The organism is Pseudomonas sp. HMSC057H01, from assembly GCF_001836405.1.
GTDB classification, from domain to species: Bacteria; Pseudomonadota; Gammaproteobacteria; order Pseudomonadales; family Pseudomonadaceae; genus Pseudomonas; species Pseudomonas aeruginosa.
Window position 1 is genome coordinate 86573 of the sequence record NZ_KV828511.1, and the last position, 12745, is coordinate 99317.

The window sequence follows — 12745 nt, forward strand, 5'->3', positions numbered from 1 at the left end:
GCACCTCGCCCCACGTGGCGAGGTGCCGCGCCCTCCTAGAGGCTCATGTGCAGCAGCGGGAACGGCCGCCCCGCCGAGTCGGTCGCGGAGCGGCCGGTCTGGCGGAACCCATAGTGTCGATAGAAACCGCAGGCCTGCGGGTTCTGCTCGTTGACATCGACGCTCAGGCGCGGCCAGGTCGCCCGCGCATGATCGAGCAGGCGTCGGCCGATACCCCGGCCGCGCAGCCCGGGTTCGACGAAGAGCATCTCGACATGCGTCTGGTTCAGGCCAATGAAGCCCTGGGCCACGCCGTCGTCGTCGACCAGCACCCAGACCTCGACGGCCGGCAGGTACAGGTCGCGGACCTGTGGGTAAAGCTCGACGATGTCCGCTTCACTGAGAAAGTCGTGGGTCGCGCGGACGGAACGTTCCCACAGGTCGACCAATGCCGTGTTGTCGGCGTCGACGCGCTTGCGAATGTGCATGCTGGATTCCTTTATCCGAAAGATTCCAGGTAGAACGAAAGGCAGCCGCGACCGCCAGGCCGGGCGCCACGCTGAGGTTCGTCGCCTGGATGCCCGTGGCGCGAATCAACGCATGGACGGTGCACAGCGGCGGCGACGAGGGAGGAAGGGAGCGCCATCCTAGAAGAAAACGACCGGTCGGAACAGCCGCTCTTCCCATGCTTTTCCCGAAACGACGAATGAACGACACTGCGCCCGACTCTCTTTCCCGGTATCGCCCATGCCCAGCTCCCCGCTTCCTTCCGGCCGCAGGCTGCCCGCTTGCGCCTTCGCCGACATCGGCGAGCCCTACGCCGTGTTTCAGGCTCCCGGCGGCGTGCTCCTCGCGGTGGCCAGCGCCTTTCATGGGCAACACCCGGGCCGACAGCTCGACGTCTACGAACAGAGCCTGCGCCTGTACCGCGGCGGCGACCTCGAATGCATCGCCGTCCTGCCGGACCTGGGCTTTCCGCTCAACGCCATCGCCTGGCACCCGAGCCGGCCCGTACTGGTGATCGGCGGCGGACGCTACGACGGCGGCGCCTTCTTCGAAGGCGGTCTGCTGGCCTGGGACTACGCGAGCGGCAAGATCCAATCGCTGCTCGCCGACAACCGCGAAGTGCTCGCCTGCGACTTCGAGGACGACGGCCGGCGCCTGGCCTTCACCGTCGCCCCCAGCGACGACCTGGAGGACCGACCGTTGTTCCGCCAGCGCCATTCGCTAGCCTTTCCGGTCGACGCCCCACTGGTGCTGGACGACCTGCCCGGCACCCGCCTGCCCTTCGACTGGGCCCTCTACCCTGCCTCGACACAACGCGAAGCAGCGCTGCCGATCCTGGAAAACCTCGCCCTGGGCAAAGATCGGCGGTTCCTGCATCGTCCACCGGTATGGGACCTGTGCTTTCTCGACGGACAACGCCTGGCCATCGCCCGCGCCAGCCCCCGGCTCGAGCTCTGGAATCTGGCCAACGACAGCCTGCGCAGCTTCGAACTGGCCGAACGGGGCCAGTGCCTGCAGGTCTTCCATAACGCCACGGACGACAGCCTGCTGGTCAATCTGCAACTTGGGTATGCCGCCCAGCGACTGTTCAAGGTGCCGCTAACGCCGGGACAACCGCTGCTCCTGAGCGACTGCCGCCATCTGCTGGCGCAATCCGCCCAAGGCGGTTTTCTCGCCCGCCAGATCGCCCTCGAGGGCAAAGACCTGGAAGACCTCGTGCTCGACCCAGCCGGCCGGATCGTCCACAGGCGCCGTCTCGGACACTACGACCTGTTCAACCACCATCTGCGCATCGACCGCGGCGAAGCCTTCTTCTACCTGGCCGGCAATCCGCCGGAGCAGCACCAGGACAAAGGCCTGTTCCGCCTCGACCCGCAGACCTTCAAGACCCGCGAAGTGCTACGCCTGGAGCGCCACCCGGAGCACTTCAACAACCTGCACGGCTGCCTGCTGGGCAATCGCCTGCTGCTCAACGCCAAGGTCTACAACTCGCCGCATCACGCCTACGGTACCCAGCGCCTGACCTGCTACGACCTGGAGAGCCGCGGCACGCTCTGGGGCGCGACCCTGTCCGCCCAGGTCAGCGCCTTCGCGCCGTTGCCCGGCGGACAATGGATCGCACTGGCGCTGGTCGATGGTCAGGTCGAGGTACGCGACCTCGCCAGCGGCGAATGTCGCTGGCGCTACCGCACGGCAGACGCCATACCGCTGTGCCTGGCAGTCAGCGACAAACTCCTCGCCATCGGTTTCAGCCACGGCGGAGTCAGCCTCCTGCAGGTCGCGGCGGATGGCCAGCTCATCGGTCCTCCAGGCGCCAACCCGCGGCAGTAGCCCGCAGTTCGCCGTCCAGCGCCAGGTGGCGGAGAAACACCGGGTCGTGGGACACCACCAGCAAGGCCCCACGGTACTGCCCGAGCATGCTTTCCAGGGCCTGCCGCGCAGCCAGGTCGAGGTGGTTGTCCGGTTCGTCGAGCAGTAGCAACTGCGCCGGCCGGTCGGCGTAGAGCACCAGGGCCAGGGCCGCCTTCAGGCGTTCGCCGCCGCTCAGCGTCGCGCACGGCTGGGCGAGCCGTTCAGCCGGCAAGCCGAGTTGCGCCAGGCGCGTGCGCAGCCAGCTTTCGCCGCGACTGCGATTGACCTCCAGCAACTGCTCCAGCACGCCTCGCCCGTGGTCCAGCACGCTCAGCCGCTGGTCGAGATAGGCGGCGCCCACCGTCACCGCGCAGGTTCCCGCCAGCGGCGCCCGTTGCCCGGCCAGCAGCCGCAGCAGGGTCGACTTGCCGCTGCCGTTCGGGCCGACCAGCGCCAGCCGTCGCGGACCGCTCAGGAGCAGGTCGATTTCGCGCAACGGCCCGCGCAGATGCGGCAGGACCACGCCCTTCAACTCGACGATCCGGCGCTGTGCCGCCAGTTCGGCATCGGGCGAATCGAGCAGCAGCGGCGACGCCTCCTCGACCTCCCTGGCAGCCTCGCGCACCTCGCGGTCGAGGCGCTCGCGCTCCGCCTGGTGGGCATTGCGCAGCTTGCCGGCGCTGACCTCGCTACGTTCCCTGAACCCACCGAGCAGGATCTTCGCCTGGTTCGCCGTCTTGCCTTCGCGCCGGCCGCTGGCCTGGCGCCGCTCCTGGCGCTGCTGCTGTTCGCGCATGGCCAGGGTCTGCCGCTTGCGCTCCAGACGATGCCGGTCCAGGCGGCGCTCGGCGGCCTCGCGCGCCTCCTCCCGGAGCTGTGCGTAGAAGGAATAGCCGCCGCCATAGCTGCGCAGGCCGAGGGTCGACAACTCGACGATCCGCTGCATGCCCTCGAGCAGTTCGCGGTCATGGCTGACCAGCAGCAGGCCGCCGTCCCAGGCCGCCAGCCGCGCCCGCAACAAGGCGCGCGCCGGCCCGTCGAGAGGGTTGCTCGGTTCGTCGAGGATGAGGAAGTCGGCGTCGTCGAGGAATGCGCCGAGCAGCGCTACGCGCATGCATTCGCCGCCGCTCAGGCGTTCGCTCGGGGTATCCGCGCGGAGATGGCCGAGCCCCTCGGCGGCCAGGGCGTCGGCCAGGCGTTGGCGGATGTCCCAGCGCTCGCCCAGGCATTCGTAGTCGGCGTCGTCGAGGCTACCCGCCTCGATCCGCGCCAGCGCCTCCAGCCATGGGCGGACGCCAGCCAGGTCGGCGACGGTCGGATAGTCGGCCGGATCGAGCTGCTGCGCCAGGTAGCGCACGCGCCCCTGGCGCCGGACGCTGCCGCTGGACGGCTGCAAGTGTCCGGCGAGCAGGCGCGCGAGCAGCGACTTGCCGACGCCGTTGCGTCCCACCAGCCCGGTGTGCCGGGTGTCGAAGGTTTCGTCGAGATCGGAAAACAGAAGGCTGCCGTCCGGCAGCTGGAAAGAGACGCCATCAAGCGTCAGGGTCGACGTATTCGTCATGGATACCCCCTTGATGCATGCATTCCCCCGGGCCCTCGGGCCAGGGACGGAAAACCGGCCGTGCGGACACGGCAGCATCAATTGCGCATCGGACGAACACCTCGTACGGAAGGAAAGACCGCGGCAGTCTACTCCGCCCATGCGGTCCCGCCAATCGGGCATACTTTTCGCTTTCGACAGACACGACCGACCGACATGGCCAGACTGCGCATCGCCGAACTCTTCGAACGGGAACCCTCGCGCTGGGGCGGCCGTGGCGACCCCTACCTCTGGCAGGAAATGGCCGGGCAACTGGCGGACGCGCCCTGGCCGGCCTCCGCCGCGGCCCTGGAACGCCTGCTCGGCGAGACCTTCGAGCGCCTCAGCGGCCATCCGCTGGAATACGATGCCCTGATCTACCTCGCGCGCCACGCCCACGGCGGCATGTCCAGCGGCATGGTCAGCCCGGAGTTCTGGCGCGAAACGGCGATCCCGGAACTGCTCGACCGCTATCGGCGGCGGCGCTCCTGGTTGAGATGGTTGCGCCGGTAGGTATCCTCCCCCATCGCCGCGATCTGCCCCTCGATCAGGGCATCGAATGGCTTCAGCAGGGCTTCGTGGGTACGCGGCGCCTCCAGTTCGTCGAGCGCCGCGGCGATTGCCTCGATGGTCGACAGCGCGCCCTCTCCCGGCGCCTTGCGCAGGCGATAACGCGACGCCATGCCTTCGGCCAGGCTCACCCGCGGCAGGGCCGCCAGGGCCGGGTTCAGGTGCAGCAGCTTGCGCGCCTTGCGCCAGGTGCCGTCCGGCACCACCAGCAGGAGGGGCTCACCGGCGGCCTCGGCGGCCATCCCCGCCAGCGCTCGCGCCTGCTCGCCGGGAAACAGCAGGCAGGCCCGGTAGCCCGGCACTCGCCAGGTCTCCTCGGCGAAACGCTCGCCGACCCGCAATTCCGCATTGCGCAAGCCGAGCACGGCCAACCCTGCGGTATTCAGCGCGTGCCCGACCTCGCTGGGGTGCTGCAGGACCAGCACCCGCGTACGCGACGGCAAGGAGGGAATCAATGCGCAGAGGCAGTGGCTGGCGGGGCGAGCGCAACGCTCGCAGCGGATACGTGACATGGGACGACTCCTGGAAGGGGCCCAGTGTGCCACAGGCGGAGAGGCATTCTCTCGCTCGCAAAAACGTCATATTTCCGACGAATGGCAGCAACTTTCTTCACCCATTAAGAATAACGACGAATTTTTGTCGTTCGATGAAAAAATACAATCGTCCCGCCCTCTCAACTCCCGTCCGTCCGCGCCGAAGACTGGGATGAGCCCCTCTCTATCCAAGGATGTTTCTCATGTTCACTCGCAAGTACCGACAGATGAACGCCGACTTGCAACAGCAACTCGCCGCCGAGCGCCTGCACATGGCAGCGCTGGACCGCTCCATGGCGCGCGTGGAGTTCGACCCCGACGGCAACATCATCGATGCCAATGAGAATTTCCTGACCCTGCTGGGCTACCGCCGCGACGAGATCCTCGGCAAACCGCATCGCCAGCTTTGCGACGGCGCCTACGCGCAATCGGAAGACTACCGGCGCTTCTGGGAACGCCTGCGGCGCGGCGAACACTTTTCCGGCCGCTGCAAGCGCATTACCCGCGAGGGCCGGCCACTCTGGCTGGAAGCCACCTACAACCCCGTACGCGACGGGCAGGGTCGACTGCTCAAGGTGGTCAAGTACGCCAGCGACATCGATGCCATCGTCCACCAGGAACACGAGATGCAGAGCAAGCTGGATGCCCTGTCCCGCTCGATGGCGATGATCGAGTTCGACCTCGACGGCAATGTCCTCGCGGCCAACGACAACTTCCTCGCCACCATGGGCTATGGCCGAGCCGAGCTGGCCAGCGCCAACCACCGTCAGTTCTGCGAACCGGGCTACCGCGACGGCCCGCAGTACGCCGACCTCTGGCGCCGCCTGAACCGCGGCGAGTACGTTACCGGGCAGTTCCGCCGGGTCCACCGCAACGGCCAGCCGGTCTGGCTGGAAGCCAGCTACAACCCGGTCTACGACGCCGACGGCAAGCTGTTCAAGGTGGTCAAGTTCGCCAGCGACGTCAGCGACCGCATGCGCCGCTACCAGGCCGAGGCGGACAACGCCCACCAGGCCCACACCCTGTCCACCGAGACCCGCACCGTCGCCGAACACGGCGCGCTGATCATCCAGAGCGCGGTGGAGGAAATGCTCAAGATCGCGAATACCCTGGATGCTTCCTCGCTGAACATCGGCGAACTGTCACAGCACTCGCAACAGATCACCTCGATCGTCAACACCATCCGCGAGATCGCCGAGCAGACCAACCTGCTCGCCCTCAATGCCGCCATCGAGGCCGCCCGCGCCGGCGACCAGGGTCGCGGCTTCGCCGTGGTGGCCGACGAGGTGCGGCAACTGGCGGAGCGCACCAGCAAGTCGACCAAGGAGATCGCCGACATGATCGGTCGCATCCAGACCGGCACCCGCAGCGTCATCGACGACATGCAGCACAGCCAGGAACAGGCACGGCGCGGCGTGGAGCTGGCCAACGAGGCCGGCACGGCGATCCTCGGCATCCGCGAGAGCACGCACAAGGTGGTGGAGGCGGTGCAGCAGTTCTCGCGCACCCTCAACGCCGATCTCTAGGGCTCAGGCCAGGCTCATCTGCGTCCGCAACTGGTCGCGGAAGGCCTGGATCAGCGGCTCGCGCGAGCGGCCGCGGCGGAGGATCAGGGAGAATGGCGCCTGGTAGCCGAAGGTCGCCGGCAGCAGGGCGCGCAGACGGCCCTGCTCGACCCACGGGTGGGCGTAGTGCTCCGGCAGGTAGCCGATGTAGCCGCCGGACAGGATCAGGATCAGTTGCGCCTCCATGCTCTCCACCGTCCCCGCGCTGTGCTTGAAGCCGTGCCGGGCCAGCTCGGCCTGGCTCCAGTAGCCGCGGCCGACCATGCGTTGCTGGGTGATCAGGTCGGCGGGAATCCTCCGCCCGTCGAACAGCGGATGCCGGTCGCTGCAGTACAGCCAGTGCTGTTCGCGGTACAGCGGCTGGTAGACCAGTCCGTTCATGCGACTGGAAAAGGCGCCGATGGCCAGGTCCTGGCGGTTCTCCAGCACGCTCAGTTGCAGTTCGTAGGGGCTCTGCACCAGCAGGTGCAGGTGCACCGCCGGGTGTTCGCGGCTGAAGGCGCCGATCACCTCGGCCAGCGGCAGCGCCGGGTCGCTCACCGTGGAATCGAGCACACCGAGGTTCAGGGTGCCGCGCAGCTCGCCCTTCAACGCCAGCGCGTAGCGTCCGAAGCCTTCCAGTTCGCCGAGGATGCGCAGGGTCTCCTGGTGGAACAGCTCGCCCTTGCTGGTCAGGCTGAAGCCGCCGCGGCCACGGTGGCAGAGCACGATGCCGAGCTGGTTCTCCAGTTGGCTCATGTAGGTGCTGATCGCCGAGGTCGACAGGTTCAACTCCTGCTGGGCGGCGGCGAAGCCCTGGTGGCGCACCACCGCGGCGAAGATGCGCAACAGGCGCAGGTCGGGCAAGGCGTTGGACACGGCGACTCCGGTTTGCGGGGCGAGGATTTCGAACTGCGGGCCGAGGCAAAGGCCGCCGTCCGGGCTCGGCGGCGAAGTCTAGCCGCTTCGCCGTTAGTTTAGAAATCTCTGAACTGATTATTTGTAGCCAGCGATTTGACTCGCTACCGGCTGTGAAGAGAATCCGTCCGACCCCTAAAACAACCACAACGACCGTGAGGCCACCCCGTGGACAAGAATCTCCACCAGCCCCTGGGCGGCAATGAAATGCCCCGCTTCGGCGGCATCGCCACCATGATGCGCCTGCCCCATGTCCAGTCCCCCGCCGAACTCGACGCCCTCGATGCCGCCTTCGTCGGCGTGCCCCTCGACATCGGCACCTCGCTGCGCTCCGGTACCCGCTTCGGCCCCCGCGAGATCCGCGCCGAATCGGTGATGATCCGTCCCTACAACATGGCCACCGGCGCCGCCCCCTTCGACTCGCTGAACGTGGCGGACATCGGCGACGTCGCGATCAACACCTTCAACCTGCTGGAAGCCGTGCGCATCATCGAGCAGGAATACGACCGCATCCTCGGTCACGGCATCCTCCCGCTGACCCTCGGCGGCGACCACACCATCACCCTGCCGATCCTCCGCGCGATCAAGAAGAAGCACGGCAAGGTCGGCCTGGTCCACATCGACGCCCACGCCGACGTCAACGACCACATGTTCGGCGAGAAGATCGCCCACGGCACCACCTTCCGCCGCGCGGTGGAAGAAGACCTGCTGGATTGCGACCGCGTGGTGCAGATCGGCCTGCGCGCCCAGGGCTACACCGCCGAGGACTTCAACTGGAGCCGCAAGCAGGGCTTCCGCGTGGTGCAGGCCGAGGAGTGCTGGCACAAGTCGCTGGAGCCGCTGATGGCCGAGGTCCGCGAGAAGGTCGGCGGCGGCCCCGTCTACCTGAGCTTCGACATCGACGGCATCGACCCGGCCTGGGCGCCCGGCACCGGCACCCCGGAAATCGGCGGCCTGACCACCATCCAGGCGATGGAAATCATCCGCGGCTGCCAGGGCCTGGACCTGGTCGGCTGCGACCTGGTCGAAGTCTCACCGCCCTACGACACCACCGGCAACACTTCGTTGCTGGGCGCCAACCTGCTCTATGAAATGCTCTGCGTCCTCCCGGGCGTGGTGCGTCGCTGAGCCGTAGCGCGACCATGACCGACGACCGCGTCGAACAGGTGCTGGAGGCCGCCCGCCGACTGGTGGCGGCCTTCGCCCGCAACGATGCCGAGGCCTATTTCGCCGCCTTCAGCGAGGACGCCAGCTTCATCTTCCACAACTGGCCTCAGCCGCTGCGCTCGCGCGCGGCCTACCGCGAGTTGTGGGAGCGCTGGCGACGCGAGGACGGCTTCGAAGTGCTGGCGTGCGAATCCAGCAATACCTGCGTCAGCCTGCAAGGCGACCTGGCGATCTTCAGCCACGATGTCGCCACCCGGCTGCGCCTCCAGGGAACGGAAAGCCTGAACCGGGAACGGGAAACCATCCTGTTCCGCCTAGAACAACAAGAAGGCCGTTGGCTGGCCTGCCATGAGCACTTGTCGGCGATGCCGGAGTATCTGCCATCGACTAGCTAGCTCTCCCGGGAGAACGTCATGGATAACAACAATAACCAACACGCAATCACACGCATCGAAACCTTCGGGGTCGAACAGATTCCCGACCACGAACGCAACGCCACGCCGGTCGATCTGTTCCGCATGATCTTCGGCGGCGCCAATACCTTCGCCACCGCCGTGCTCGGCAGCTTTCCGGTGCTCTTCGGGCTGTCCTTCCAGGCCGGACTGTGGGCGATCCTGCTGGGCGTCACGCTGGGCGCGCTGATCCTCGCCCCGATGGGCCTGTTCGGCCCGCTCAACGGCACCAACAACGCGGTCTCCTCCGGCGCGCACTTCGGCGTGCACGGGCGCATCGTCGGCTCCTTCCTCTCGCTGCTGACCGCCATCGCCTTCTTCTCGCTCTCGGTGTGGAGTTCCGGCGACGCCCTGGTCGGCGGCGCCCGGCGCCTGGTCGGCCTGGAAGAGAGCGAACGGAACCTGGGCCTGGCCTACGGCCTGTTCGCCGTGCTGGTGCTGACCGTATGCATCTACGGCTTCCGCTTCATGCTGCTGGTCAACAGGATCGCCGTGTGGGCCGCCAGCCTGCTGTTCCTGCTCGGCCTGTTCGCCTTCGCCGGCCCCTTCGACGCCGCCTACGCCGGCAGCGTGCAGCTCGGCCAGCCGGGCTTCTGGGCCGCCTTCATCGGCGCCACCCTGCTGGCCATGAGCAACCCGATCTCCTTCGGCGCCTTCCTGGGCGACTGGGCCCGCTACATCCCACGCCAGACCTCGCAGGCACGGATCATGCTGGCGGTGATCGGCGCGCAACTGGCGACCCTGGTTCCCTTCCTGTTCGGCCTCGCCACCGCGACCATCGTCGCCGTCCGCGCGCCGGACTACATCGCCGCCAACAACTACGTCGGCGGCCTGCTGGCCATCGCTCCCGGCTGGTTCTTCCTGCCGGTATGCCTGATCGCGGTGATCGGCGGCATGTCCACCGGCACCACTTCGCTGTACGGCACCGGGCTGGACATGTCCAGCGTGTTCCCGCGCCTGCTCTCGCGGGTGCAGGCCACGGTGCTGATCGGGGTCGCCTCGATCGGCTTCATCTTCGTCGGCCGCTTCGCCTTCAACCTGGTGCAGAGCGTCTCCACCTTCGCCGTGCTGATCGTCACCTGCACCACCCCGTGGATGGTGATCATGCTGATCGGCCTGCTGACCCGTCGCGGCTTCTACCGCCCGGACGACCTGCAGGTGTTCACCCGCGGCCAGCGCGGCGGCGCCTACTGGTTCGAGCACGGCTGGAACTGGCGCGGAATGGGCGCCTGGATTCCCAGCGCGGCAGCCGGCCTGGCCTTCGTCAACCTGCCGGGGCAATTCGTCGGTCCGCTCGGCGAACTGGCCGGCGGCATCGACCTCAGCCTGCCGGTCGCCCTCGGCCTGGCCGCCCTGCTCTACCTGGCACTGCTGCGCCTGTTCCCGGAACCGCCTTGCGTCTACGGCCCGCGAGGACCGCGCTGGGTACGCGCGCACGGCACGCGGAGGGCCCCTGCGATAGCCACCGCCTGAGGCGGGGTACACACACGGCGGGACGCCAGCGTCCCGCGCTTCCGGCGCCTCGCCGGAAACAACAATGACAATGAGAAACTTGGGAGACCTGATATGGCCCTCGACATATTCGTCGTTCTGATCTACGCCGCGGGCATGATCGCGCTGGGCTGGTACGGCATGCGCCGCGCCAAGACCCGCGACGACTACCTGGTGGCCGGCCGCAACCTCGGCCCCGGCTTCTACCTGGGAACCATGGCCGCCACCGTCCTCGGCGGCGCCTCCACCATCGGCACCGTGCGCCTGGGCTACGTCCATGGCATCTCCGGCTTCTGGCTGTGCGGCGCGATCGGCCTCGGCATCGTCGGCCTCAGCCTGTTCCTGGCCAAGCCGCTGCTGAAGCTGAAGATCTACACCGTCACCCAGGTCCTGGAGCGTCGCTACAACCCCGCCGCGCGCCACGCCAGCGCCCTGATCATGCTGGTCTACGCACTGATGATCGGCGCCACCTCGACCATCGCCATCGGCACCGTCATGCAGGTCCTGTTCGGCCTGCCGTTCTGGGTCTCGATCCTGATCGGCGGCGGCGTCGTGGTGCTCTACTCCACCATCGGCGGCATGTGGTCGCTGACCCTGACCGACATCGTGCAGTTCCTGATCATGACCGTTGGCCTGGTGTTCCTGCTGATGCCGCTGTCGATCAACGACGCCGGCGGCTGGGACGCCCTGGTGGCCAAGCTGCCGGCCAGCTACTTCGACTTCACCGCGATCGGCTGGGACACCATCGTCACCTACTTCCTGATCTACTTCTTCGGCATCTTCATCGGCCAGGACATCTGGCAGCGGGTGTTCACCGCCCGCAGCGAGACCGTGGCCAAGGTCGCCGGCTCCGCCGCCGGTATCTACTGCGTGCTCTACGGCATGGCCGGGGCGCTGATCGGGATGGCCGCCAAGGTCCTGCTGCCGGACCTGGAGAACGTCAACAACGCCTTCGCCAGCGTGGTCGAGCACAGCCTGCCGAACGGCATCCGCGGCCTGGTCATCGCCGCCGCCCTGGCGGCGCTGATGTCCACCGCCAGCGCCGGCCTGCTGGCGGCGTCCACCACCGTCACCCAGGACCTGCTGCCGCGCCTGCGCCGCGGCCGCGGCCAGTCCGACAACGGCGACGTGCACGAGAACCGCATCGCCACCCTGCTGCTGGGCCTGGTAGTGCTCGGCATCGCCCTGGTGGTCAGCGACGTGATCAGCGCCCTGACCGTGGCCTACAACCTGCTGGTAGGCGGCATGCTGATCCCGCTGATCGGCGCGATCTACTGGAAGCGCGCCAGCACCGCCGGCGCCATCACCAGCATGACCCTGGGCTTCCTTACCGTGCTGGTGTTCATGATCAAGGACGGCCTCGACGCCAATACGCCGATCTACTACAGCCTGGCGGTCGGCCTGCTCAGCTTCGTCCTGGTCAGCCTGTTCTCGCGGCGCCCGACGGGTGTCGCCAGCGCCGCCTGAACCAGGCACAACCCCGACAGGCGAGGGACTTTCCCTCGCCTTTTCCATTCCCGAGAACATGAAAAAGGAACGGCCATGACCACCTGCGGCGAATTCCTCGTCAAGCAACTCGAAGCCTGGGGCGTCGAGACCGTCTTCGGCATCCCCGGCGTACATACCGTAGAACTCTACCGCGGCCTGCCCGGCAGCCGTATCCGCCATGTCACCCCGCGCCACGAGCAGGGCGCCGGCTTCATGGCGGACGGCTACGCACGGGTCACCGGCAAGCCCGGCGTGTGCTTCATCATCACCGGCCCGGGGATGACCAACATCCTCACCGCCATGGCCCAGGCCTACGCCGACTCGATTCCGATGCTGGTGATCTCCAGCGTCAACGAACGCGCGCGCCTGGCCCACGGCAACGGCTACCTGCACGAGCTGCCGAACCAGCGCAACCTGGTAGGCAACGTCTGCGCCTTCAGCCATACCCTGATGAGCGCCGAGGAGCTGCCGGCGGTGCTCGCCCGCGCCTTCGCCGTGTTCGACAGCGAGCGGCCGCGGCCGGTGCACATCGAGCTGCCGCTCGACGTCATCACCGCGCCCGCCGAACACCTGGCCCTGCGCCCGCGCACCGTCGCCAGCCGCCCGGCGCCGGCACTCGCGCCCTTGCGCGAGGCCGCGGCGCGCCTGCGCAACGCGAAGAAGCCA

Annotated in this window: 12 protein-coding genes; 8 read left to right on the forward strand and 4 right to left on the reverse strand. The window is 67.6% G+C overall.

The annotated features are described in order from the left end of the window. Positions 1 to 35: 35 nt before the first annotated feature. Positions 36 to 467, reverse strand: coding sequence for an acetyltransferase (locus HMPREF2581_RS23245; protein WP_003140292.1), 432 nt, complete (start codon positions 465 to 467; stop codon positions 36 to 38). Positions 468 to 726: 259 nt separating this feature from the next. Between HMPREF2581_RS23245 and HMPREF2581_RS23250 the strand changes: the two genes are divergently transcribed. Continuing rightward, positions 727 to 2316, forward strand: a complete 1590-nt coding sequence (locus HMPREF2581_RS23250; protein ID WP_016254143.1) for a hypothetical protein — start codon at positions 727 to 729, stop codon at positions 2314 to 2316. Here HMPREF2581_RS23250 and HMPREF2581_RS23255 read toward each other — a convergent pair. After that, positions 2282 to 3898 (reverse strand): ATP-binding cassette domain-containing protein, encoded by a 1617-nt coding sequence (locus HMPREF2581_RS23255; protein WP_003140295.1) that lies wholly within the window; start codon positions 3896 to 3898, stop codon positions 2282 to 2284. The genes HMPREF2581_RS23250 and HMPREF2581_RS23255 overlap by 35 nt on opposite strands. A 195-nt stretch (positions 3899 to 4093) precedes the next feature. Between HMPREF2581_RS23255 and HMPREF2581_RS23260 the strand changes: the two genes are divergently transcribed. Then, on the forward strand, positions 4094 to 4429 hold the full coding sequence (locus HMPREF2581_RS23260) for a hypothetical protein (protein WP_003087031.1): 336 nt from the start codon (positions 4094 to 4096) through the stop codon (positions 4427 to 4429). Here the strand turns inward: HMPREF2581_RS23260 and HMPREF2581_RS23265 are convergent. After that, on the reverse strand, positions 4387 to 4998 hold the full coding sequence (locus HMPREF2581_RS23265) for a tRNA-uridine aminocarboxypropyltransferase (protein ID WP_003087029.1): 612 nt from the start codon (positions 4996 to 4998) through the stop codon (positions 4387 to 4389). The genes HMPREF2581_RS23260 and HMPREF2581_RS23265 overlap by 43 nt on opposite strands. Positions 4999 to 5291: 293 nt before the next feature. Here HMPREF2581_RS23265 and bdlA point away from each other — a divergent pair, with 293 nt between their 5' ends. Continuing rightward, the gene (gene bdlA / locus HMPREF2581_RS23270) at positions 5292 to 6545 is read left to right on the forward strand and encodes a biofilm dispersion protein BdlA (protein ID WP_003140296.1); all 1254 of its coding nucleotides are present in this window, start codon (positions 5292 to 5294) and stop codon (positions 6543 to 6545) included. A 3-nt stretch (positions 6546 to 6548) separates the two neighbouring features. Here the strand turns inward: bdlA and HMPREF2581_RS23275 are convergent, their stop codons facing one another. Next, a complete protein-coding gene (locus HMPREF2581_RS23275; RefSeq protein ID WP_003087025.1) occupies positions 6549 to 7442 on the reverse strand; it encodes a LysR family transcriptional regulator in 894 nt (297 codons plus the stop codon). Between the two features lie 207 nt (positions 7443 to 7649). Here HMPREF2581_RS23275 and speB point away from each other — a divergent pair, with 207 nt between their 5' ends. The 5 genes from speB to HMPREF2581_RS33630 form a co-directional block, all read left to right on the forward strand. Beyond that, entirely contained in the window at positions 7650 to 8609 is a 960-nt protein-coding gene (speB, locus tag HMPREF2581_RS23280) for an agmatinase (RefSeq protein WP_003087022.1), read from the forward strand. A gap of 14 nt (positions 8610 to 8623) precedes the next feature. After that, positions 8624 to 9043, forward strand: a complete 420-nt coding sequence (locus HMPREF2581_RS23285) for a YybH family protein (protein ID WP_003109911.1) — start codon at positions 8624 to 8626, stop codon at positions 9041 to 9043. An 18-nt stretch (positions 9044 to 9061) separates the two neighbouring features. Continuing rightward, positions 9062 to 10573 (forward strand): purine-cytosine permease family protein, encoded by a 1512-nt coding sequence (locus HMPREF2581_RS23290; RefSeq protein ID WP_003140298.1) that lies wholly within the window; start codon positions 9062 to 9064, stop codon positions 10571 to 10573. A 93-nt stretch (positions 10574 to 10666) separates the two neighbouring features. Continuing rightward, positions 10667 to 12058 (forward strand): sodium:solute symporter family protein, encoded by a 1392-nt coding sequence (locus HMPREF2581_RS23295; protein ID WP_003087011.1) that lies wholly within the window; start codon positions 10667 to 10669, stop codon positions 12056 to 12058. Positions 12059 to 12133: 75 nt separating this feature from the next. Then, positions 12134 to 12745, forward strand: a 612-nt coding sequence (locus HMPREF2581_RS33630) for a thiamine pyrophosphate-binding protein (RefSeq protein ID WP_049264847.1), incomplete at its 3' end; no start/stop codon positions are given.

Excerpts from the sequence above, each read along its gene's own strand:
- HMPREF2581_RS23295 (WP_003087011.1), top strand. The coding sequence starts at position 10,667 with ATGGCCCTCGACATATTCGTCGTTCTGATCTACGCCGCGGGCATGATC.
- HMPREF2581_RS23285 (WP_003109911.1), top strand. The coding sequence starts at position 8,624 with ATGACCGACGACCGCGTCGAACAGGTGCTGGAGGCCGCCCGCCGACTG.
- bdlA (WP_003140296.1), top strand. The coding sequence starts at position 5,292 with ATGGCAGCGCTGGACCGCTCCATGGCGCGCGTGGAGTTCGACCCCGAC.
- HMPREF2581_RS23290 (WP_003140298.1), top strand. The coding sequence starts at position 9,062 with ATGGATAACAACAATAACCAACACGCAATCACACGCATCGAAACCTTC.
- HMPREF2581_RS23260 (WP_003087031.1), top strand. The coding sequence starts at position 4,094 with ATGGCCAGACTGCGCATCGCCGAACTCTTCGAACGGGAACCCTCGCGC.
- HMPREF2581_RS23255 (WP_003140295.1), bottom strand. The coding sequence starts at position 3,898 with ATGACGAATACGTCGACCCTGACGCTTGATGGCGTCTCTTTCCAGCTG.
- HMPREF2581_RS23265 (WP_003087029.1), bottom strand. The coding sequence starts at position 4,998 with ATGTCACGTATCCGCTGCGAGCGTTGCGCTCGCCCCGCCAGCCACTGC.
- HMPREF2581_RS23250 (WP_016254143.1), top strand. The coding sequence starts at position 727 with ATGCCCAGCTCCCCGCTTCCTTCCGGCCGCAGGCTGCCCGCTTGCGCC.
- HMPREF2581_RS23245 (WP_003140292.1), bottom strand. The coding sequence starts at position 467 with ATGCACATTCGCAAGCGCGTCGACGCCGACAACACGGCATTGGTCGAC.